This window comes from Ruegeria sp. I1, from assembly GCF_056532675.1.
This window is the reverse complement of record NZ_JBQFNM010000004.1, coordinates 129,669-152,773: the sequence shown is the minus strand read 5'-3', so window position 1 is coordinate 152,773 and position 23,105 is coordinate 129,669. Positions and strand designations below refer to the sequence as shown.

Here is a 23,105-nt window from a genome sequence, read left to right as displayed (position 1 = left end):
CTTGCGTTGGGCTTGACGAATTTCTTCGCTGCTTCAGGTTTGGATCATGACCGCAAAACGCGTGGCAATCGTATCGAGTGGCATTTCAAGCCCTCTCAACAGTGCGTTGGAATTTGCCAAACGCATCAAGGCTTTGGGTTATGAGGTATCGATCTTTGCTCCGGCCTCGGCGCACGATCTGATTGAACACTGTGGTTTTGCCTATCACGTCATCCCAAACCCGCGTGTAAATGCATTCGACGCGCTGATTTCGAAAGAGGACAGACGCAGTTTGCAGCGCGAAGGTTGGATGGATGCCGCGATCAAGGCGTTCGGGGTCGACGAGTTTGCAGAAGCGTTGCTAAACACACAGCCGGATATCGTGTTTATCGATTGCGAGATGCATGCGCAGATCATCGTTGCAATGTCTTTGAACATTCCGGTTGTGCAGTACAGTAACATGTTCCTGTCTCCACCGGGCGCACAGGCCCCCCCGCTGAACAAACCCGCGTTTCCTGGTCGCGGGCTGCGGGGCAGCAGACCGGGCATCGCGCTGCTGTGGTGTCGGTTCCTGCTTTGGAAACTGTCAAAGATAGTGCGCAAAAGACTGTCCGAGCGCGGGGTGGATTATGCCTCGACCCTGATTGAACTTGCCAGGCGTCATGATGTTCCACTGTCTCGGGTGTTGCGCCTGGTCTGTTGGCAGATGCCTTGGACCTATCGGTTGCCAACCCTGTTGCTGTTGCCGGGTGCGTTGGACTTGCCGACACCTTCGCGGGCCGATCTGACCTATTTGGGCCCAACGATATTGCAGGATCGCCCTGAACACCCGCATGACCACGATAAGATCGCACAGTTCTGCGAGGCCAGCGCTTGGGAAAAACGAATCTTCGTGGGGTTCGGAACGATCATGAAGTTAGACAGTGGTCTGCTGCCAAACCTGTGGGCAGTCGCCGCCAATCATCCCGACTGGAGGTTTCTTTTTGCGGCGGGGCCGAACTGGGACAACATGGCTGAGACACAGTTACCCGCAAATATCGATGTCGTGGCCTGGGCTCCGCAGCAACATGTTTTGAAACACGCCGATCTGGCGATCATGCATGGTGGAACGGGCGGCTTGGTCGAAGCTGTGGATGCAGGCACGCCGATGTTGCTGTATCCGCATGTAAATGACCAACACGGTAGCGCAGCACGCGTCGTGTTTCATGAAATCGGCCGCGCTGGGGATCGGAATGATCCAGTCGAAAAGATCGAAGATGACATCCGGAGCTTGCTGAACTCTGCGAAGGTCAAGCAAAACTGTATCCAAATGCAAGCACGATGCCGGGGTGAGCATAGCGAGGGTCATCTGGCAGGCTATCTGCGAGGATTGATGTCGCGCGACTAGAAAATTCAACAGGTTGTGGCTGAAACGAGAGTGATGCGTTCATCCAAAACGTCCGCCGTTTCAGGCGGGCAATCAGTTTGTTTGATCCATACGGCAGGCGCGCCCGTAGAATCTGCAAGACAACGAAGAAAAAGAACCAGTGGACGAAACGCCCAAACTCATGGATCACGCTCGGCCCAGCGATCTGGCTGGCCTGGCGAGCAGTCTTCCGGATGTGACCTCACAAAACTTCCGGAATGTATGGTCTTTGGTCGGTCAGCATGGTGCTTTTGCTTATCTCATGTCGGATCAGCAAGATTACAGCGGCTCTGCCGAAACCTTCGTCGAAGCGATGTTGTCATTTGGAGAGAACTGTTCTGATAACGGTTTCGCGATGGCGATCATCTCGCAAGTCCTGACTGTGCAAAATCCGCTGCATCAATTCGCATCGCCTGACCAGAAGACAACCTATCTGCCGCGCTTGCTTGCCGGAGAGCTGTTGGCCGCCTTTGCGTTGACCGAGCACGAAGCCGGCTCTGATGCGCTGTCGCTGAAGACCCGGGCCGAGTATGCGGATGGAGGGTATCTGATCAACGGGGCCAAAGCGTATGTCGGCATGGGCCCGGTTTGCGATCTGGCGATCGTATTCGCCAGAACCGCGCCGGATAAAGGGCGCTGGGGACTATCTGCTTTTTTGGTTCATGCTAACGACGAAGGTTTTACCCGCCATCCAGGGCAAATGAAACTGGGGTTGAATTCAGCGCCGTTTGGTCAATTGGAATTCAATGGGTGTTGGGTGCCCGAAACCCGTAGGCTGGGTCCCGAAGGTGCGGGTGCTTCAATTATCCAGTCGACATTGGATTTGGAGCGTTGCTTTATTCTGTCCGCGCAAGTTGGTGCTATGCGGCGTCAATTGCGAGACTGCGCTGAGCATGCAGCGACGCGCATTCAATTCGGTAAACCTATTGCCGCGTTCCAGTCGGTCTCCAATCGTCTGGCAGATATGCGGACCCGGTTGGAAACATGCCAGTTGATGCTAAGGCGCGCGGCACAGTTATACGACACCGGGCAGCCTTTGACTCAATTTGCTGCGATGGCCAACCTTCATATCTCAGAGGCGATTTTAAGTTCGGGCATGGATGCCATGCGCTTGATGGGAGGGCAGGGGTATTTGGCGGGATCGACCGCCGGGTCAGATGTCGCCGATGCAATCGGCGGCGTGATCTACTCCGGAACATCGGACATCCAACGTGAGATCATTTCCAAGATGGAGCTTCAACAGGCGCGCGCATTGAGGGAGCGACCCCAATGAATCTCTGGTCTGGTGCAAATCTAATTTCTGGGCGCTCGGCCGTAACGCTTAACGCCGTTCTTTGGCTCGGTCTGCTATTCTTTGCGACAACGGCCAACGCGCATCGCGTGAACGAAAGTTACGTCTATTTTGATGTCACCAAAGACAGTTTGGGCGGGCGGATCGAAGTCACGCTGACCGACCTTACGCGCATACAGCGAGGTCAAGAAAAGGTTTCAGAAAGCCTGGATCAGGCTGAAGTTCTTGCCGGTAAGGACGCGTTCTTCGACTATTTCGAGAAGCACCTGCAGTTGTCCTTTGAGGACGCGCCGTATCAGGTGGAGTTTGAACAGATCACGTTTTTTGACACCTCGGTCGACACGTTTGCTCAGTTGCATTTTGACATTCCAGGGGTCGAAACAACGCCGACGACCATCCAGATGTACTATGACGGGGTGTTCTCGGATATCGATCCAGAACATCGCGGATATGCATTGATTGCCAGCAACGCGCGCAACGGGATGGACGAGAATGAGGCCTATATCTCGCTCGTCTTTGCACCGGGTGATGGCACGAAAGACCTGTATCTGAATGATGAGCCATCCAAAGACATTGCACGCGCCTTTTTTGAGCGCGGGGTCTGGCACATCTGGTTGGGTTTTGACCACATCCTGTTTCTTGTGACCCTGCTGTTGGGCGCAGTTATGCGGATCGACAACCAGCGCTGGGTCCCATCTGAAAGCATCCGCCAAAGCCTTTGGTACATGGTCAAGATCGTGACTCTCTTTACCATCGCTAACGCTATTGCTTTGTGTTTGGCGACGTTCGAAGTGATCACATTGCCGGTTCCTTTTGTTGAAGCGGTCATAGCTTTGTCTATCGTTGCTGTCGCCATCGGTAACCTGGTACCTCGCTATCATGCGCAGGTCTGGATCGCAGTCGTCATCTTTGGTCTTTTCCACGGCCTAGGCTTTGCAATTGTTCTGGAGCCTTTGGGGTTGGATCCAGAGCGCAAAATGCTTGGACTGGCGACCTTCAATGTTGGGATTGAGATTGGACAGCTTGCAATTGTGCTTGTGCTGTTTCCGATCTTCTTCGCCCTGCGTCGTTTGCCAGCCTATCGTACCGTAGCACTGCAATTTGGGTCAGTGGCGCTTGTGGCAATGGCGGTGCTTTGGTTTTTTGAGCGTACGGTTGATTGGTTTCCAAAGTTTAGCCAATCGGTCGTGATGCTTGTGAACTAGGGAGTCGAGGCTGTGTTTCTGGACGACCCGATAACGCACAACGCGCAAGCATCGCCAGATGCCCAGGCCCTATGTATGCTTGGCCAAGGCATAACCTATGCCGCGTTGAACGAGCAGGTTGATCAGATCGCCACCGCACTGCTGGAACGGTCTGTCGCAAAGGGCGACCGCGTCATTATCTGCGTAGCCAAAAGCCCGATGGCGATTGCTGCGATTTATGCAGTCCTGCGTATTGGGGCGATATATGTGCCAATTGATCCCGCCGCCCCGGTCGAGCGTCTGGCGGCGCAGATTGCTAAGGTATCTCCGGTGCTGATTATCGCCGACGCAACGCGGTTAGGGGCGTTTGCGGATAGCGCGTACAATGTTCCGCTTCTGGACCTTGGGCAACCAATGACGGGCAAAACATCGCCCGACAAATTGCGTGGTCGGTGCGCAAAACGCTCCGCTGATGACCCTGCATATATTCTGATGACATCCGGCACGACGGGCTCACCCAAGGGTATTGTGCATACCCACAAAAGCGGTTTGGCCTACGCTCAGATGGCGGCAAACCTGTGCGCGCTGCGTTCCTCTGATCGCGTCAGCCACCACACGCCCGCGCATTTCGACATGTCGATTTTTGACATGTTCAGCACTGCCTTGGCTGGGGCTTGCGTGGTCATCATTCCAGAAATGCATGCAAAGCTGCCCGCCAGCCTGTCGGAGCTGACGCAGAGCGAGGGTATCACCGTCTGGTATTCAGTTCCTTACGCATTGATCCAAATGGTCGAACGTGGGGCACTGGCCGAACGTGATCTGAGCGCTTTACGCATTGTCATGTTTGCGGGTGAGAAAATGCCCCCTGCTGCGCTGAAGGCATTTTCCAACCATGCGCCAAATGCGGTGTTTCTGAATGCTTATGGGCCTACAGAAACCAACCATTGTACCACGTCAGTTCTGAAGCATGACGATCTGGATGGAACCAGCCCTCTGCCTATTGGTCTTCCGGATGTGGGTGTAGCCGCGCGGATCGGGTCTGATGCCGCAGAAGCACCTACCGGAGAGCTTCTGATCGCCGGCGATCAGGTTATGTCTCAGTACTGGAATGCTCCGGATCAAACCGCGGCGGCCTTTTGTACCTTGCCTGATTCCTCAGGGCGGATGCGGTGGTTTTATCGCACAGGTGACATCGTGCATAGAACCGAATCCGGAGCCTTGATGCTGATCGGGCGCAAGGACCGGCAGATCAAACTGCGTGGCTACCGGATTGAACTGGACGAGGTCGAGCTTGCGTTGGTGAACACGCCTTTTGTGACAGAAGCGGTTGTGATTGCCAGGGATCAGGCACTCCGGGCTTTTGTCACGGGCGCATCCAAGTGCGATCTTGGGCAGGTGAAACGTCAACTAGAAGCTGTGTTACCGCCCTACGCGGTGCCACAACACATTGAATGGTTAGAGAGTATGCCTCGCACGTCGACAGGTAAGATCGACCGGGCGAAGCTTGTGGGGAAAGCCGATGAAGACCGTGCAGCCTGAACGCCAAACCGATGCGCTGCGCAACTACGTGCAGCAGACGCTGTTGGGAGGGCGCGTCATCACTGATACGGATGAGCTACTACTCAGCGGGATGATCGACTCGCTGGGCGTAATGTCGTTGGTGGGCTTTATCGAAGAAACCTATGGCATCGACATTCCGTTCGAAGATGTGACGCTTGAGAACCTCAGCTCAATCGACGCCATCCTGCGCTATGCCGATGCCCGGCAATCGGCGCGGTGCTGAGGGGATGACCATGTCCTACCCGTTGTCAGATAGTCAGCAGCGATTTTGGAAAGGTCACCAGCTACAGCCGGATGTGCCACTTTATAATATGGCGTGGCGCTTTGATCTGCGCTTTGATCTGAGCGCTGATTTGTTTCAACAAGCCTTTGCCGAGACCGTGCAGGAAAACGCGGTCCTGAGAACGGAATTCCAAGGCCCGCATGATAGTCCCGTTCAGTTTGCGGCTGAGCCGAACATGCAGTTGCTTGATTGTTTCGACCTTAGCACGCAGCCCGACGCCAAGGGTCTACTGGATCAGCAGTTAGACGAGTTAACCCGGTCTCCGTTTGATCTGTCGCACAGCACTTTACGTAGCCAACTGATCAAGCTTTCGGACCATCATTGGGTTTGGGCTGTGTGCCAACATCACATCGTATGTGACGCCCAATCCGGTGCGTTGTTGTTCGCCCAGATGTCGCGCAGATACGCAGCGCTTGAAAGCGGTGAGGTGACAAAGGTCGACCCTTCGCCCAGCTTCTTTGATAGCGCTCCGATGAAGGCGCAGACAGCCGGTACCGAGCCCACTTCACCTGCGCAGTCGGCAACGCCACCTTATGGCAGCGTGCCGAAGCGCTCGTCCTTTTCCAAACGGCTGAGCATCGCCGCAGAACCGTCACTTACCGAGCAAATGGAAAACGCCATCACGCGCCCTGCGTTCCGGTTGTTTACGCCAGATTTATCCCGCTTGGCCTGCTACCTGACTGCTTACATTGCCTATCTCCATCGGGTGACAGGCGACGATCGGATCACAATTGGCCTGCCGTCCCACAACAGGTTGTCAGATGTCGACAAGGCGACACTGGGTCCCTTTGTCGAGGTGCTTCCTTTTGAGATCGAGCTCGGTGCAGATGACACATTTCTGGATCTGCATACGAAGGTTAAATCTGAGCTGGGCGTGTTTCTGAGGCGCGCAAAGCCGGGGGCAGCCGCAGCCGGGAACACATCCGCCATCAGTGCGGTCCTGAACTACATTCAGGCCGAATTCGGAGAGTTTGCAGGCCATCCTGCAGATGTTCAGTGGCTCCACAGCGGCGCTCATGACGCGGCCCACGTCATGCGCCTGCATGTCATGGATTTTTCGGCCAGCGGCAGGCCCGATCTACAACTGGATGTACAATCAGAGGTACTGGACGCTGTTTCACCAGACGCGCTGCAATCGCATTTCCTTGCGATATTGGATGCAGCTTTGAAGACGCCTGAAACTAAGATCGCGGCGCTTGATCTCGCTACCGATGATAACGACAGAGCGATCCTGATGGGCCCGGCCGAATGCCTGCAACCACAAACAGTGTTGCAGGCCTTTGCCGCGCAGGTCGCAAGCTCTTCTGGCTCGGTCGCGCTGTCTCAGGCCGAGGCGCGCGTGACCTACGGGGAACTTGATCGGCGCAGCGATCAGATTGCCGCATATATCGCCCGTCAAGGCATCACCCCTGGATCAAGCATCGCGATCCATATGCCGCGGTCGTTTGAGTTTGTTTTTGCCTTGCTAGGAATTCTAAAGGCGGGGTGCAGCTTTGTGCCCATCGCGGCCAATACACCCTTCGTGCGTGCCGATGAGATCATCAGCCGTTCGGGTGCGCGTGCTGTGGTCCTGGCGTCAGGTGACACGCGTAGCTTTGCGTGTCAGAGCTTAGATGTCGCGAACATTCCCAAAGAGTCTGATCCGATCGTTCACGCGCCGGACAGCACCGATTTGGCCTATATTCTGTTTACATCAGGTTCGACCGGAACCCCAAAGGGTGTCGAGGTAAGCCACGAAAGCCTATCACGCTATACGCAATGGGCGGCAGATACGTTCAGTGGCCCCGAACCAGCACATTATGCGTTTTTCTCGTCTGTTTCTTTTGATCTGACGCTGACCTCACTGTTTGTACCCCTGATAAGCGGGGGTTCCATCCGCATCTATCCAGAACGAACCGATCCAGATTTGGCGGTTCTGGATGTATTCGCAGAAGATGCGGTCGATCTTGTGAAACTCACCCCGTCTCATCTGGCGCTGGTGTGCAAACAGGGGCGGGCAGTCCAGCGTATTCGGACGCTTGTCCTAGGGGGCGAGAACCTGACATCGCAGTTGTGTCGGACGGCTAAACAGGTGCTTTCACCAAGTCTTGCGCTGATCAACGAATACGGGCCGACCGAGGCTGTCGTTGGAGCCATGCATCACAAGTTTGAGGCGTGCGCTGATACGGCGACTTCGGTTCAGATCGGCCAGCCCGCCAGCGGTATGTCGATCAGCATCCGCGACAAAGGAATGAACATCTGTCCATTGGGTGTGACTGGGGAAATTGTGATTGGCGGCCGATTGGCAGAAGGATATCTGGCATCGCCTGCGGAAACGGCCGCAAAATTCTGCGACGACCCTGCCGGGCTGCAGGGCCGGGTTTATCGCAGCGGCGATCTGGGCCGGATTACGCGAGACGGGCGTTGCGAATATCTCGGTCGCCTTGACCAGCAGGTTAAGATCGGCGGCGTTCGTTTCGAAGTGGCCGAGATTGATCATGTCTTACGCCAATTGCCAAGTGTAAGCGCGGTACATGTGGCCGCCGGATCTGTGCGAAAGTCTGATGGCACCGAACAAAGATGCAGAGACTGCGGTGTAACCAGCGCTGTTCCGGGGATCGTGTTTTCAGAGCGCGATCTTTGCGGGATTTGCGCTGAGTTTGATCGCTACAAAGACCGTGCCGCCGTCTACTTTCGGGATGAGCCCGAGCTTAGGGCCGAGATCGCAAAAGCCACCCGATCCAGCACCGGCCCATACGACGCCGTGATGATGCTAAGTGGCGGCAAGGACAGTACATATGCCGCATATCGCTTAGCAGGGTATACTTCGCGCGTTTTGGCGGTGACCCTGGACAATGGCTATATCTCGGATCAGTCCAAGGATAACATCCAAAGGGTTGTCGATGATCTGGGCTGGTCGCATCGTTACCTCAGCACTGATAAGATGAACCAGATCTTCGTCGACAGCCTGAAGATGCATTCAAACGTGTGTCAGGGATGCTTCAAAGCGCTTTACACGTTGGCCTTCCGAACCGCACTTGCTGAAGGCGCACCATTGATTGTGACCGGCTTGTCCCGGGGACAGTTTTTTGAAACCCGCCTGACCCCTGATCTGTTCCGAAACGCCGCCCCTACCTGCGCGCAGCTGGATGATATGGTCACCAAAGCACGCAAGGCCTACCACGCCGAGGATGACGCGCTGTCACGCCTGCTTGAAACGGACGACTTGAAGGACGGGCAGTTTCTGGATCAGGTCGCCGTCTTGGATATCTATCGCTATATCGATGTACCCGTTTCCGAGATTTACGCGTTCCTCGAACACCATACCGCCTGGCAACGGCCCTCGGATACAGGACGGTCAACCAATTGCCTGATCAACGATGCTGGCATTCACGTGCATAAAACCCGTAACGGGTATCATAACTACGCGCTCCCCTATGCTTGGGATGTGCGTATGGGCCACAAAACTCGTGCGCAGGCTTTGGACGAACTGGATGATCAGATTGACACAGATCGGGTTCAATCAATCCTGAACGAGATCGGATTTGACGAGCCGATTGAGCCGCCGACAAAACTAACTGTCTATGTCGCAGGTCAGGGCGTAGGTGAACAGGAGGTCTGGCAAACCCTGCAGGCGCATTTTTCACGCAATGTGTTGCCAGAACATGTGGTGGTGCTTGATGAGATGCCTCTGACCAACAATGGCAAGGTTAATGTGGCATGGTTACCCTCCGGGCGGCGCGGTCGGACGGGCCAGCCTGTTCAGTTAGTTGCCCCCGAGACAGACATGGAACAGCGCCTGTCTGGGATCGTGGCAGAGGTTTTGAAAACTTCGCGGATCAGTGTGACAGCAGATTTCTTTGATCTGGGTCTCGATAGTTTGGCGGCGATCGAAATCGCGATCAAAGCCAATGAATGCCGGGTCCCTTTGCCCGCCACGGCTTTGTTCGAATACAGAACGCTCAGATCGCTGGCCCAATATGCGGAAACCCTGCCCGAAGAAAAATCCGTCGGAGATGCCGACGACGCTTTGATCGAGCTGGATGAAGACGACCTCTCAAGCATCGCAAAGGCCTTAGGTTGAGATGGGGTATCCGGAGGGCGTCGCTGATATACTTCCTTTGACCTCTGCACAGCGGGGCATGCTGTTTCATTCTGAGGGCGAGAATGAAGTGCGCGGGCAATATGTTGCGGTTATCAGCTGCGTGTTGAACGGCCCGTTGGATACTAAGCGTCTGATGGCGGCAATGGACGCTGTGCTGAATACACGCGATGCATTTCGTGCCGGGTTTCTATGGCAAGGCGTCAAACAACCAGTTCAAGTACTGCGCGAAAATGTATCTCTGCCGTGGAATGAGTTGGATTGGACTGCCCGAACAGATGTTGAGCAGAGCCTGAAAGACCTGATCAAGTTGGAACAAACCCGCCAATTCGATCTGAAAACACCACCATTGATGGCCGCCACGCTGATCAAACTCTCTGACACGCAGTGGCGGCTGGTCTGGACGGTTCACCACCTGATCAGCGATGGCTGGTCCACTGGCGTTGCCTTGCGGGACCTCTTTGATCGGTACAGCGGGAAAGACGTGCCGAAGGATATTCCGAGTTTCAAAAGCCATTTAGCTTGGCTGCGCACGCAGGGCCAGCTGACGGAAACGGAGTTTTGGACGGATCAATTCGACGGTCTGGAAGAGCCCAGCTTGCTGCCCGATGCCGATATGGAGTCTGCGCAAACACAGACATCGTTATCTGCGTCACTCGGCCAAGACCTGATGCGACAGATCGAACGCGTTGCCGTACAGTTGAAAATCACACCAAATACCGTTCTGTCCGGGGCATGGGCGCTCTCGCTACGGCGGTTGCTACAGCAGGACGACATAGTCTACGGCACAACAAACGCTGGGCGGCCACCGGAGATTCCCAACATCGCCAGCGCCATCGGAGCTTTTGTAAACACTTTGCCGGTTCGGTGCAGGATTGACCCATCAATTTCTGTCGGTGCCTTCCTGCGAAAGCACGGACAGGCCGAGATCGAACGCCGCAAGCACGAATTTGCCGCGCTGGCCGAGGTTCAGAACTGCGCCCCTTTTCCAAGCGGAACCGCCCTGTTTGACACTTTGTTCGTCAATGAAGGTGTATCTGAGACAAGCTACGATTTTGATGAGATCCGGATATCCGACCTGACCAACACGCAATACAGCAATTATCCGTTGTCTTTTCTGGTCACACCAAAGTCCGATCTTGGGATAGAGATCTACTTCGATCCGGGTCGCATATCCGATGCAGCTGTTCGAGGGGTTGTTTCTGACTACGAGCGGATACTGTCAGAGATCACAAAAGACCCCGATTGCCTTGTCCGAGACTTGTTGAAACCTCAGAGCGATATTGTGCCTCGTATTGCGGGGCCGATGGCAGAGCATGTCGTGACGCGCTTTCTGCATTGCGTGCGAACGACACCTCAATCCATCGCACTTACTGATGACGCAAAAACCCTGACTTATTCTGAGGTGTCATTGCGCGCGCGTCAGATTGCATATGCCCTGCGACAAGCCGGTGCCCGGAGTGGTGATGTCGTCCCTGTTGCGTTGCCTCGCGGGTCAGATGCGGTGTCGGCGTTTCTAGGTGTGATGATGTCGGGCGCGGCATATGTGCCATTTGATCTGGACTACCCTGCTGACCGCATCGCGCATGTACTGGACACAATTCAGCCGAAACTGATTGTGACAACAGAAGCCTGCTTATCAACCCTGCCGAATACACAGGCGCGACCAGTGTTTATAGACACGCTGACAGAGGCCGTTGATCCGGATGACGTCACCACAGGAGACACTGCATATGTCATGTTTACATCCGGCTCAGAAAACAGACCCAAAGGGGTAGTGATCTCGCAGGGGGCCTTGGCAGTATCGACTTCCGCGCGCGACACTGTTTATCGAGATAAACCAGGGGCCTACCTCCTGCTGTCCTCACTGGCATTTGATAGTTCGGTCGCCGGTCTTTATTGGACGCTCTGCACAGGCGGTCACCTCGTCATCGCCACCAAGAACCTTGAACAGGAGCCCGCCAAGCTCGGAGCTCTAATGGCCCGACATGGGGTGACACATACGCTGTGCTTGCCCGGACTTGCGCGTGTTTTGCTGGCCTCTGTTCCGAAACGCGATTTGCGCAGCCTCAGGGTTTTGATTGCCGCCGGTGAGTCGCTGAACACATCCTTGCCACAGGAGCTGAGGGCGCTTTTGCCCGGTTGTCGGTTGATCAATGAGTACGGCCCGACCGAGGGTACGGTCTGGTGCACCTCTTTCGACGCGACCGAGATCGGCGCCGGGCAGGACGTGCCGATTGGCAGGGAAATTCCCGGGGCTTGGGTCGGTATCCTCGACCGCGATGGACACCCCGCAGCCCCAGGCGTGGTTGGGGAAGTTGTGGTTGCTGGTCCGACGGTGGCAGAGGGGTATTTCCGCGACCCGGAACAATCCCAGGCTCATTTCTTCGAACTGGGCCCACACCGTTTACGCGCTTATCGAACCGGGGATCTTGGGGTTGCCGATGAAACCGGTTGTATCTCGTTTCTGGGTCGAAGGGACAGACAGGTCAAAATTCGCGGTCATCGCGTTGAATTATCCGAGATCGAGGCGGTAGCGCAGAGTATTGCGGGTGACGTGAGGGCTGCAGCGCTTGTACTCGACACAGGTGGATCAAAGCAGATCGCTCTGGCACTTGAGTGCCCGTCCGGCGATATGCTCTGTGCGCGGGTGCAAAGCCACCTAGTGGCGAGCCTGCCGAAGCCATTCCATCCGAGCTTGGTTGTCGGTGTTGCGGCCTTTCCAGAATTGCCTAACGGGAAGCTGGACCAAAAGACATTGGCATCAGACCTTATGCGGAACTTCGGATCCCAACGGGGCGAAGCTCCTAGCGCGGGGCTTGAGGCACAAGTCGCTGAGCTTTTTGCAGAGGTTCTAGATACGCCGTGCCAGTCGCGCGATGCGAATTTCTTTGATCTGGGCGGGGACAGCCTGTCGACCATCAAAGCCTATGCGATGGGTCAGGAAAGGGGTGTTCACTTTGAACCCACTGATTTGTTCAGCTGTCCGACTGTTGCAGAGCTTGCCCAACGCGTCTCAGATCGCCAGTCAGAAGCTTCGTTTCCCGAACCTGAAAGCAAGTTTCAAATTTCTAATCCCGGCCCGGGCAAAACCACGGTACTCATTGCACATTGTTCGATTCAGTTTTGCAGGTATATGGCTCGCTACCTCGGTTCGGATCATTCGGTGGTTCATATTCCCAGCCATCGTACGCAGGGCACACCAATTCCACTCGACAAATCCTATCCGGAACTTGCGTCTGCTGCGATCTCGCAACTTGAGCAGTCAGAAATCGATGGCCCCTTTGTTCTATGCGGATACTCGGCCGGAGCGCCGATGGTCATGGAGATGGCCAGGCAAATTGGCGAGGATAAAATCAAAGGGATGGTTCTTCTGGATCCGCCGTTCAAGATGGTGGGGGCGGAACCGGGCTTGCAGCCGATTTACTATCGCACATACAAGCGATTGAGATACATCATCAAAGGCTGGAAACGTCGTTTTAGAGCCCGAAAGACACTGCCCGAGATCAAGAAAACGTTGTCGCAAAACCCGGACGCTGAAGCCTTGCGCATTCGCGGGGTGGAGATTGCACATGAACTGGCGATCAGCGCGTTTCGCGTCCCGCGCTTCGACCGACCAGCGCATGTGTTTTTGTCCCGTGGCAACCCCTCGCTTGAGACAGGGGATGTACTGGATACGCATCTGCGACACAAAACGCTGCACAATCTGGATATGAAACATATCGAGCTGATGGGGCGGCCGGATGCCTTTGCGCCGATTGCGGCGGCTCTCAAAGACTGTTCTGACTTAGAGACTGGCAATCAAGGCTGAAGTGTTTTTAAGCACAGGTGCGCCGTGGACATGAAAAAAGCCCGCGGCCAAGCGCGGGCTTTCATTTTGGTTCTACGCCAGTGGCTTATTGCGGAATCTCGCCTTCCAGACCTTCGACATAGAAGTTCATGCCCGCCAGAGTGCCGTCGTCGGCCACTTCACCATCAGCCAGCCAGTCGCTGCCATCCTGCTTTTTGATCGGACCAGTGAAGGGATGATACTCGCCTGCAGCCATGGCTGCTTTTAGCGCCAGCGCTTCTTCTTTGACATCGGCGGGAACCGCGTCAGAGATTTCGCCGATTGCAACCATGCCTTCCCTGATACCGTCCCAAGTGTTGGCGCTTTCCCATGTGCCGTCCATGACAGCTTGGGTACGCGCGATGTAGTAGGGCGCCCAGTCATCGATGATTGACGAGACCCGCGGGAACGGGGCGTATTCGCTCATGTCCGAGGCCTGACCAAAGGTCACAACATTGCCCGCCTCTTGCGCAGCGGCTTGTGGTGCGGTCGAGTCAGTGTGCTGCAGGATCACGTCCGCACCCTGTTCGATCAGAACCGTGGCGGCGTCAGCTTCTTTAGCGGGATCGAACCAAGTGTAGGCCCAGACGATCTTGAACTCGACATCCGGGTTCACCTTCTTGGCGTGGATGTAAGCTGAGTTGATGCCCCGGATCACTTCGGGGATCGGGTAGGAGCCGATATAGCCGATGATGTTCGACTTGGTCATGTTGCCCGCGATGTGACCCTGAACGGCGCGACCTTCATAGAAACGTGCCGAATAGACCGAGACGTTGTCGGCGGTCTTGTAGCCCGTTGCATGTTCGAACTTCACATTCGGGAACTTCTTGGCCACGTTGATCGTGGGGTCCATGTAGCCGAACGAGGTGGTGAAAATCAGATCGGCCCCTTCCAGTGCCATCTGGGTCATGACGCGTTCGGAATCCGGGCCTTCGGGTACGGATTCAACAAACACGGTTTCGACCTTGTCGCCAAAGTGTTCTTCAACCGCCAGCCGACCCTTGTTGTGCTCATAGGTCCAGCCACCGTCGCCCACGGGACCAACATAGACAAAGCCGACCTTTGTCTTGTCTTCGGCCATGACCCCCGAGGCCAGACCCAGCGCCATGGCGGCGCTTGCTAGAAGTGTAGTGAATTTCATGTGTTACTCCCCAAGTTGGTTCAGTTGGCCCCTAGTGTGAGGCATGGAATATTCGGCCCAGTGAGGCAGGTGCGCTGCTCTTGTCGGCCGAAAGGATCACAAGCACAAGGATCGTGATGATATAGGGCGACATTGCCAGATACTCGACAGGAATGGCAACGCCCGCTGCCTGCAAATTAAGCTGCAAGACAGTGATGCCGCCAAACAAATAGGCACCCAGCAGTGCGCGCCATGGCTTCCAACTGGCAAAGACCACCAGCGCCAGTGCGATCCAGCCCACACCGGCGGTCATACCTTCGGTCCACTGTGGTACTCGGATCAGACTGATATAGGCGCCACCGAGACCCGCACAGGCACCCCCGAACAGGATCGCCAGAATGCGGATCTTTATAACCTTGTAGCCCAAGGCATGGGCTGCATCGTGGTTTTCACCAACCGCGCGCAGGATCAGACCCACACGGGTGTATTTCAGCGTGGCCCAGACCGCCGCCGTAAGCGCTATGCCCACATAGAGGATCGGGTCATGCTGGAACAGGATTGGGCCAATGACAGGGATATCGCTGAGTATCGGGATATGGATATCCCCCATGCTAGGCGGCTTGATGCCCACATAGCTTTGGCCCATCAACGCGCTGAAGCCGAGGCCAAACAAGGTTAGCGCCAGTCCGCTGGCCACCTGGTTGGCCAGCGCCACTTGCGTCAGCAAAACAAACAACAGTGATAGCACCGCACCACCAATCGCTGCGGCGACAAAGCCCAACCACGGAGAGCCGGTCTCGACAGATATCGCAAATCCGCTGATTGCACCAACGATCATCATGCCCTCGACACCGAGGTTCAGAACGCCTGCTTTCTCGACAACCAGCTCTCCGATTGCGGCCAGCAGTAGGGGGGTTGCGGCCACCATCAGCGAGGCGATCAGAAGGACGGGATTGATTTCACCAAGGTCCATTATGCCACCTCGCTACGAGCCGCACGGATGCGGTAGTTTGTCAAAAGATCGAAGGCCAGAAGGAAGAACAGCAGCATCCCCTGAAACACCTGAATGGCGGCGGCTGGTAGCCCCAGCTGGGACTGTGCGATTTCACCGCCGATATAGGTCAACGCCATCAGGCCACCGGCCAGCAGAATACCCACCGGGTGCAATCGGCCCAGAAAGGCCACGATGATCGCCGTGAAGCCATAGCCGACGTTGAAGTCGATGCTGACCTGCCCAGAGGGTCCAGACACTTCGAACATTCCCGCCAGCCCGGCCAATGCACCAGACATGCCAAGGCAGAACAGGATCAGACGGGCCGGGTTTACCCCTGCGAATTTCGCAGCGCGTGGTGCTTCGCCGGTAAGTCGAATGTGAAACCCCAGCATATGCCGGTTCAGCAGCACATAAGAGAAGATCACCGCAACGAAGGCCGCGACAACACCCCAATGCATCCCCGACCCTGCGATCAATTCGGCATTATGCGCGCTGTCATAGGATTGCAGGTTACGCGAACCGGGAAAGCCGAACCCTTCGGGGTTTTTCAGCAGGCCAAGCGAGACCGAGGCCAGCATCTGCTCGGCCACATAGACCAGCATCAGAGACACAAGGATTTCATTTGTCCCGAAGCGTACCTTCAGAAAGGCTGGGATCATCGCCCAGAGCCAGCCACCAAACGCCCCGGCAAGTACCATGATCGGAAAGATGTAGAACGCTTCCATCGGGTAGAAAGCCAATCCAGCACCCGCCCCGAAAATGGCGCCCATGATGTACTGGCCCTCGGCCCCGATATTCCAGATCCCAGCCCGGAACCCCAGCGACAGGCCGATCGCGATCAGCACCAAAGGCGCGCCTTTTACCAAGAGTTGTGGACGGTAATAGAACGCAAACTCACCAAACAGCGGTTCCCAGAAGATCGTGCCGATCGCTTCGACCGGGTTCTTTCCCAGAATGGCGAACAGGACACCGCCAAACACCATCGTCGCCAAGACAGCCACCAGTGGGGTCGCATATGACCACGCTTTGGACGGCTGAGGCCGTTTCTCCAACACAATCATCCGCCCATCCCCCTGCGCATTCTCGTTTGTTTTTTGTCTCTTTTGCCGAAGGCGGATTTCTGATCACACATGGGCCACCTCCATGCCATGCGCGCCGCCCATCATCAGGCCGATCTCATCGACTGTCAGGCCTGTGGTCTCGCGCGGGGCGCTCAGGCGGCCTTCATTCAGTGCGGCGAAACTGTCCGAGATTTCCATCAGCTCATCCAAATCCTGGCTGATGCATATGACCGCAGTTCCTTTGGCCGCCAGGTCCAAAATGGCTTGCCGGATCGAGGCCGCAGCCGCCGCATCCACACCCCATGTCGGTTGGTTCACCACCAGAACATCTGGGTTCTGCAGGACCTCACGACCGATCACGAATTTCTGCAGGTTTCCGCCTGACAGCGACCGCGCGGCGTTTTCGGGCCCCGGCGTGCGCACATCGAACGCGCTGATGATTTTCTCGGCAAAGCTTTTGGTATCGGCCCATTTCAGAAAGCCGTTGCTTTCCAGCCCCTCCCTTACCGATCCAGTAAGCAGGGCGTTTTCCGTCAGGCTCATATCGGGTGCGGCGGCATGACCCAGCCGTTCCTCGGGCGCGGTCAGTACGCCCAGCTTGCGGCGCGCGGTGGGGCCGAGCTTACCAATCGGTTGGCCGTTGAACTTGATCGCATCAGCGGCGGTTTGGATTTCACCAGACAACACGCCCAGCAATTCATCCTGCCCATTCCCAGCGACGCCGCCGATCCCCAGAACCTCGCCTTTGCGGACGGTCATATGAACGTTCTTCAGCGCAGTTCCGAATTCCGAAGGGGAAGGCACCGACAGACCGCTGACATCCAACGCAACTTCACCGAAGGCGCGGCCCGACCGTTCCGGAGTTTGCAGCGTTGATCCCACCATCATCTCGGCCATGTCACGGGCCGACGTCCCGGCAGGCACGCATTCCCCCACATTCTTGCCCAAACGCAGGATTGTGGCATGGTCGCAGAGCGTGCGGATCTCTTCGAGCTTATGCGATATATAAAGGATCGAGGTGCCCTCAGACCGCAATTTGTTCAGCGTCTCAAACAGGATTTCAACCTCTTGCGGGGTCAAAACGCTGGTTGGTTCGTCCATGATCAACAGCTTGGGGTCTTGCAGCAAGCAGCGGATGATCTCGACCCGCTGACGCTCTCCCGCGGACAGATCACCGACCGTGCGGTACGGGTCCAAAGGCAAACCATAAGTCTCGGACACTTCGCGGATACGCGAGGCCAGATCGCCCATCGGCGGCGGGTTCTCCATACCCAACGCAATATTCTCAGCCACGTTCAGCGCATCGAACAGCGAGAAGTGCTGGAACACCATCGCAATCCCATCCGCCCGCGCCGCGCGGGGTTCCGCTGGCGCGAAAGGCTGGCCGCGTAGCATCATGGTGCCGCTGTCTGGCTTCACCAGCCCATAGATCATCTTGACCAGCGTGGATTTCCCCGCGCCGTTCTCGCCCAACAGCGCATGTACTTCGCCTTCGCCGATGTCGAACGACACCTGATCATTGGCCACGACGCCGGGATAGGCTTTGGTCAGCCCTTGCAGGCTTAAGAGTGGAGTGGTCACGCGCTCAGGTCCTTTTTCAACTCAGTCTGTTGGGCCGGACGCAGAAGCTGCGCGGCGACGCCAACGGCGATCATTTGCGGGTGTTTGCCCAGAGCGGGATCGCCGATTGGACAGGTGATCCGGCTTATCTGTTCAGGCGAGTGCCCAAGAGCTGCCAGCCGCGACCGGAATCGCGCCCATTTCGTAGCCGAGCCGATCAGCCCCGCAAAGCGGAAATCATGCGAAAGCAGCCGGTTGCACAGCTCTAAATCCAGATTGTGTGAATATGTAAGCACAAGGTGCTCGGCATTGGACGGTGTATGGCGAACCAGCTCGGCTGGTTTGGCCGCTGGAACTGTGGTGACACCATTTGGAACCAAGCCCGGGAAGCGCTCGGGTCCTGTGTCGACCCAGGTGATCGCGATGTCGGGCAGGGGGGACAGAACATCGACCAGCGCACGGCCTACATGTCCCGCGCCCCAGATCCACAACTTTCGGGTTGGCTTGTGAACCGGCTCAACCATCCAGCCGTCGATCAGCTGCGGTTCGGGGGCAATCCCCTGACCGCGCGCAGTCGCCAACAACCGTTTCACGGATAGCGGCATTTCGTTTTCCGAAGCGGATCGCGCTATGACCGTGTCATCCAGAGCTTCAAGTGCCTTTAGATCAAAGACTTCGCTGAACAGTGAAACTGCTCCGCCGCAGCATTGGCCCAATTCGGGGCCAAGCGCGTGATGGGTCAGGCGGGCAGGGACGGATTGGGACCGCGCAGCTTCTGCGGCCTGAAACTCCAACGTGCCGCCGCCGATCGTTCCGCTCTGGCCATCCGGCCAGACCAACATTGAAGCGCCAACCTCGCGCGGGGACGACCCTTTGATCGCGGCGATGACCACGCGGGTGACTTTCCCGTGGGTTTTGACCGCCTCCCTCAAAGCCTCCAGGTCGAAGCCCATCAGATGCCTCCTTTCATGCGCTGGACACCGCGCCAGACTTCCTCGGCCGTGGCGGGTGCATCCAGCGCCGGATAGCTGTCGCCACAGGCTGCCACTGCATTTGACAGGGCCAACCATGCCGATATACCCAGCATGAAGGGCGGCTCACCCACCGCTTTCGAGCGATAGATCGTATCCTCGCGGTTCTCGCCATCCCAAAGCGCGACATTAAAGATATCGGGCCGGTCCGAGCACGCGGGGATTTTATAGGTCGAGGGCGCATGCGTGCGCAGATTGCCCTTGCTGTCCCAGACCAGTTCCTCTGTCGTCAGCCAGCCGGCACCTTGCACATAGCCGCCTTCGACCTGTCCGATATCGAGCGCCGGGTTCAGCGACGCGCCTGCATCATGCAGGATATCGGTGCGCAGAATGCGGTTTTCGCCGGTTAGGGTGTCGATGGCCACCTCGGTGACGGATGCGCCATAGGCGAAGTAAAAGAACGGACGGCCCCGGCCTGCGATCCGGTCCCATTCGATCTTGGGTGTTTTGTAGAAACCGGTTGCCGACAGGCTGATGCGACCCTGATAGGCCAAAGCGGCGGCCTCAGAGAAGGTATAGCGTTCCGCACCGACCGAGACGTGACCGTCCGAGAAAGTGACAGTCGACGGGTCCGCCTGATGACGCTCGGCCAGATAGTCGGCCATGCGGTCGCGGATCGTGTCGCAGGCCGCTTTGACCGCCATGCCGTTCAGGTCACTGCCCGAAGACGCCGCGGTGGCCGATGTGTTCGGTACTTTGGCCGTGTCGGTTGCGGTGATCTTGACCATCTCCAGCGGAATGCCAAAGCGCGACGCAGCGACCTGTGCGACTTTCTGGAACAGGCCCTGACCCATCTCGGTGCCGCCATGATTCAAATGAACCGAGCCGTCCTGATACACATGCACCAACGCACCTGCTTGATTGAGGTGGGTGAGCGTGAAGGAAATCCCGAACTTGACGGGGGAAAAGGCGATGCCCTTTTTGACTACGCTATTCTCGGCATTCCACTTTTCGACGGCGGCTCTACGCGCAGCGTAGTTGCTGGATTTCAGCAGCGCTTCGGTCATGCCATGCAGTTCGAAATCGCTGACCTCCATGCCGTAGGGCGTGGTGTTGCCGCCTGCAGGCAGAGGGCGCACGGGCGCGTCGCCCATCTCAACTGCGCCCCGGCTGGTCAGGTCTTCATGCGGGTCGGGGTGCCCCAAGGGTTTCTTCGCCGGTGCAGCCTCAGCAACCTTGTGAGCGGGTTCGTAGTAGTTTCGACGGCGCAGTTCGACCGGGTCCAGGCCTAATTCATGCGCGGCGTGATCCATGACGCGTTCGATTCCGACCATGCCCTGAGGACCACCGAACCCGCGATAGGCGGTGGCGGATTGGGTGTTGGTTTTCAGCCTGTGGCTCTCGATCCGTGCATTGGGCAGCAGATAGGCGTTGTCCGAATGCAGCATCGCACGGTCTGCGACAGGCAGAGACAGGTCCTGCGCCCAACCGCAAATCGCGTGGTGCAGGAACGAGACGCCCTGAATGTGGCCGTTCTCATCAAATCCGGCTTTGTAGGAAATGCGGAACGCGTGGCGTTTGCCGGTGATGATCATGTCGTCATCACGATCATAGCGCATCTTGCAAGCCTTGCCGGTTGCGCGCGCGGCGATAGCACAAGCCACGGCCAAAGCGTTGCCCTGACTTTCCTTGCCGCCGAACCCTCCGCCCATCCGGCGGGTCTCGACCCGGACCGCGTGCATGGGAACGCCCAGCGCATCGGCTACTTTGTGCTGAATCTCGGTCGGGTGCTGGGTGGAACTGTGGACCAGCATATCCGCGCCTTCATTGGGCACGGCCAGGGCCGCCTGACCTTCGAGGTAGAAATGCTCCTGCCCGCCAAGCTCGAAGCTTCCTTCGATTATATGGGGCGCGCTAGCGATCGCGGCGTCAGCGTCGCCCTTGGAGTATATGCGGGGGCCATCTTCGAAGCGGCTGTCGGCGGCCAGAGCGTCTTCGATGGTCAGGATCGGGGTGTCTTCGGTATAGTCGATCTTGCCCAACCGCGCGGCCTTGCGGGCGACGAGATGGCTGGTGGCGACAACCAGAAACACGGGCTGACCGATGTAGTGAACCGTACCGTCCGACAGCAGCGGTTCATCATGGATTGAGGGAGAGACATCGTTGGCGAAGGGCAGATCCTCGGCCGTCATCACCTGCACCACGCCATCAGCAGCTTTCACCGCCGACAGGTCCATCGCGCTGATCGTACCTTTGGCAATTGGGCTGAGTCCGAACGCCAGATGTAGCGTGCCCTTGGGTGTTGGGATGTCATCCACATAGAGTGCAACACCGGCCACATGCAGAGGGGCCGCGTCGTGGGGGAGGGGTTTGGTCACGCTCATGCCGTCACCTTCAGCACGTCGGTCACTTCGCCCTGATCTTCCAGGAAATACCGTTCCAGCATCGCTTTGGCGGTCTCCAGACGATAGGTGGCCGAGGCGCGCATGTCCGTGAGTGGTGAATAATCGTCCGCAAAGCTGGGCAGCGCGGCGTCAATCACCGCGCGCGACCAGGGTTTGCCGATCAGTGCGGCCTCGACATGGGTTGCCCGTTTCGGAGTTCCTGCCATGCCACCAAAGGCAATACGTGCCTGCGTTACGGTGCCGTCCGTAACGGTGATATTGAAACAGCCGCACACGGCCGAGATATCTTGATCGAACCGTTTGCTAAGTTTGTATGCCTTGAGCCTGTCGGGCTGACGCGGGAAGCTTACGGCCTCGACGAACTCGCCAGCGGAGCGGTCTTGCTTGCCGTAGTCGATGAAGAAATCCTCTAGCGGGATCGAGCGCCGTTCGCTGCCCTTGCGTAAATGCAGGGTCGCGCCCAAGGCGATCAGGGCGGGCGGGTTGTCCCCGATGGGCGAGCCGTTGGCGATATTGCCGCCGACGGTCGCCGCGTGGCGCACCTGAACGCTGGCATAGCGCCGGATCATCTCGGCATACGAGGGGTGCAGGTCCGCCAGCGCTTCGCCCATGCGGTTCATGTCGACCATAGCTCCGAAACGGATTTCGCTCTCGGTGATGGAGATTCTCTTCAGGTCGTCACAACGATTGAGAAAGATCACTGGATCCAGATCACGCAACTGCTTGGTGACCCAAAGGCCAACATCGGTAGCGCCTGCAACCAGAGTGGCATCAGGGTTCTCGGCATAGACAGCCGCCAGTTCGTCGGACGATGCGGGCAGCATCGGCGACGCGGCTGGCGTAGCTACGGGTTTGTCTTTGACCCAGACCGGTACAGGCTGCTCCTCGGCTGCCTTCGCTGCGCGGATAATTGGCGCATAGCCGGTGCAGCGGCAGAGGTTTCCGGCCAGTTGCGTGTCGTGGTCCGTGGCGCCGGTGGCGTGACTTGTGACCATGGACATCACAAAGCCCGGCGTACAGAAACCGCATTGCGAGCCATGCAGGTCGACCATGGCCTTTTGCACCGGGTGCGTCTCGCCGTTTGGGCCGCTGGCCCCTTCGACGGTGCGGACCGCTTTGCCGTGCAACTGGGGCAGGAACAGAATGCAGGAATTGAGCGCCCTGTGGCCATCCGCATCCGTCAGCATGACGGTGCAGGCGCCGCAGTCGCCTTCGTTGCAGCCTTCCTTGGTGCCGGTCAGGCCGCGATCTTCGCGCAGCCAGTCCAGCAGGGTGGCTGTCGGATCGACATCCGCCAATTCCACTGTCTCTCCGTTCAGAAGAAACGTGATATTCATTCGAGAAACCCGTCGCCTTACCCGGTTGCGCCCTTTCGGCCCTCC

The 23,105-nt window shown here is 57.2% G+C and carries 14 protein-coding genes; 7 read left to right on the top strand and 7 right to left on the bottom strand.

All coding sequences use genetic code 11. From position 1 onward, the window contains the following. Positions 1 to 46 precede the first annotated feature (46 nt). The 7 genes from ACR0DH_RS09295 (at position 47) to ACR0DH_RS09265 (ending at position 13,594) form a co-directional block, all read left to right on the top strand. The gene (locus tag ACR0DH_RS09295; RefSeq protein WP_480548712.1) at positions 47 to 1,366 is read left to right on the top strand and encodes a glycosyltransferase; all 1,320 of its coding nucleotides are present in this window, start codon (positions 47 to 49) and stop codon (positions 1,364 to 1,366) included. A 139-nt stretch (positions 1,367 to 1,505) separates the two neighbouring features. Beyond that, positions 1,506 to 2,657, top strand: coding sequence for an acyl-CoA dehydrogenase family protein (locus tag ACR0DH_RS09290; protein WP_480548714.1), 1,152 nt, complete (start codon positions 1,506 to 1,508; stop codon positions 2,655 to 2,657). Beyond that, positions 2,654 to 3,880, top strand: coding sequence for a HupE/UreJ family protein (locus tag ACR0DH_RS09285; protein WP_480548716.1), 1,227 nt, complete (start codon positions 2,654 to 2,656; stop codon positions 3,878 to 3,880). Before ACR0DH_RS09290 ends, ACR0DH_RS09285 begins: the two co-directional genes overlap by 4 nt. A 12-nt stretch (positions 3,881 to 3,892) precedes the next feature. Then, entirely contained in the window at positions 3,893 to 5,398 is a 1,506-nt protein-coding gene (locus ACR0DH_RS09280) for an amino acid adenylation domain-containing protein (protein WP_480548718.1), read from the top strand. Next, positions 5,379 to 5,642: an acyl carrier protein gene (locus ACR0DH_RS09275; protein WP_480499999.1), complete on the top strand. Its 264-nt coding sequence runs from the start codon at positions 5,379 to 5,381 to the stop codon at positions 5,640 to 5,642. The genes ACR0DH_RS09280 and ACR0DH_RS09275 overlap by 20 nt, the downstream gene beginning before the upstream one ends. A gap of 10 nt (positions 5,643 to 5,652) precedes the next feature. Then, complete coding sequence (locus ACR0DH_RS09270; protein ID WP_480548721.1) at positions 5,653 to 9,765, top strand: amino acid adenylation domain-containing protein; 4,113 nt, start codon at positions 5,653 to 5,655, stop codon at positions 9,763 to 9,765. 1 nt (position 9,766) lies between these two features. After that, positions 9,767 to 13,594, top strand: a complete 3,828-nt coding sequence (locus ACR0DH_RS09265; RefSeq protein WP_480548723.1) for an amino acid adenylation domain-containing protein — start codon at positions 9,767 to 9,769, stop codon at positions 13,592 to 13,594. A gap of 85 nt (positions 13,595 to 13,679) precedes the next feature. Here the strand turns inward: ACR0DH_RS09265 and ACR0DH_RS09260 are convergent, their stop codons facing one another. The 7 genes from ACR0DH_RS09260 to xdhA all read right to left on the bottom strand — a co-directional run bounded on the left by ACR0DH_RS09260 (position 13,680) and on the right by xdhA (position 23,060). Further along, positions 13,680 to 14,753, bottom strand: coding sequence for a BMP family ABC transporter substrate-binding protein (locus ACR0DH_RS09260; protein ID WP_480548724.1), 1,074 nt, complete (start codon positions 14,751 to 14,753; stop codon positions 13,680 to 13,682). Positions 14,754 to 14,784: 31 nt separating this feature from the next. After that, entirely contained in the window at positions 14,785 to 15,705 is a 921-nt protein-coding gene (locus ACR0DH_RS09255) for an ABC transporter permease (protein WP_480548726.1), read from the bottom strand. Beyond that, entirely contained in the window at positions 15,705 to 16,787 is a 1,083-nt protein-coding gene (locus ACR0DH_RS09250) for an ABC transporter permease (RefSeq protein WP_170536120.1), read from the bottom strand. The genes ACR0DH_RS09255 and ACR0DH_RS09250 overlap by 1 nt, the downstream gene beginning before the upstream one ends. Positions 16,788 to 16,850: 63 nt before the next feature. After that, positions 16,851 to 18,368, bottom strand: coding sequence for an ABC transporter ATP-binding protein (locus ACR0DH_RS09245; RefSeq protein ID WP_480548728.1), 1,518 nt, complete (start codon positions 18,366 to 18,368; stop codon positions 16,851 to 16,853). Beyond that, positions 18,365 to 19,300 carry a xanthine dehydrogenase accessory protein XdhC gene (gene xdhC / locus ACR0DH_RS09240; protein WP_480548730.1) on the bottom strand — a complete coding sequence of 312 codons (936 nt, stop codon included), beginning with the start codon at positions 19,298 to 19,300 and terminating at the stop codon, positions 18,365 to 18,367. The genes ACR0DH_RS09245 and xdhC overlap by 4 nt, the downstream gene beginning before the upstream one ends. After that, positions 19,300 to 21,702 (bottom strand): xanthine dehydrogenase molybdopterin binding subunit, encoded by a 2,403-nt coding sequence (gene xdhB / locus ACR0DH_RS09235; protein WP_480548732.1) that lies wholly within the window; start codon positions 21,700 to 21,702, stop codon positions 19,300 to 19,302. Before xdhB ends, xdhC begins: the two co-directional genes overlap by 1 nt. Further along, positions 21,699 to 23,060, bottom strand: a complete 1,362-nt coding sequence (gene xdhA / locus ACR0DH_RS09230; protein WP_480548734.1) for a xanthine dehydrogenase small subunit — start codon at positions 23,058 to 23,060, stop codon at positions 21,699 to 21,701. Before xdhA ends, xdhB begins: the two co-directional genes overlap by 4 nt. Positions 23,061 to 23,105: the final 45 nt, after the last annotated feature.

Excerpts from the sequence above, each read along its gene's own strand:
- ACR0DH_RS09295 (WP_480548712.1), top strand. The coding sequence starts at position 47 with ATGACCGCAAAACGCGTGGCAATCGTATCGAGTGGCATTTCAAGCCCT.
- ACR0DH_RS09285 (WP_480548716.1), top strand. The coding sequence starts at position 2,654 with ATGAATCTCTGGTCTGGTGCAAATCTAATTTCTGGGCGCTCGGCCGTA.
- ACR0DH_RS09275 (WP_480499999.1), top strand. The coding sequence starts at position 5,379 with ATGAAGACCGTGCAGCCTGAACGCCAAACCGATGCGCTGCGCAACTAC.
- ACR0DH_RS09270 (WP_480548721.1), top strand. The coding sequence starts at position 5,653 with ATGTCCTACCCGTTGTCAGATAGTCAGCAGCGATTTTGGAAAGGTCAC.
- ACR0DH_RS09265 (WP_480548723.1), top strand. The coding sequence starts at position 9,767 with ATGGGGTATCCGGAGGGCGTCGCTGATATACTTCCTTTGACCTCTGCA.
- ACR0DH_RS09260 (WP_480548724.1), bottom strand. The coding sequence starts at position 14,753 with ATGAAATTCACTACACTTCTAGCAAGCGCCGCCATGGCGCTGGGTCTG.
- ACR0DH_RS09255 (WP_480548726.1), bottom strand. The coding sequence starts at position 15,705 with ATGGACCTTGGTGAAATCAATCCCGTCCTTCTGATCGCCTCGCTGATG.
- ACR0DH_RS09250 (WP_170536120.1), bottom strand. The coding sequence starts at position 16,787 with ATGATTGTGTTGGAGAAACGGCCTCAGCCGTCCAAAGCGTGGTCATAT.
- xdhC (WP_480548730.1), bottom strand. The coding sequence starts at position 19,300 with ATGGGCTTCGACCTGGAGGCTTTGAGGGAGGCGGTCAAAACCCACGGG.
- xdhB (WP_480548732.1), bottom strand. The coding sequence starts at position 21,702 with ATGAGCGTGACCAAACCCCTCCCCCACGACGCGGCCCCTCTGCATGTG.
- xdhA (WP_480548734.1), bottom strand. The coding sequence starts at position 23,060 with ATGAATATCACGTTTCTTCTGAACGGAGAGACAGTGGAATTGGCGGAT.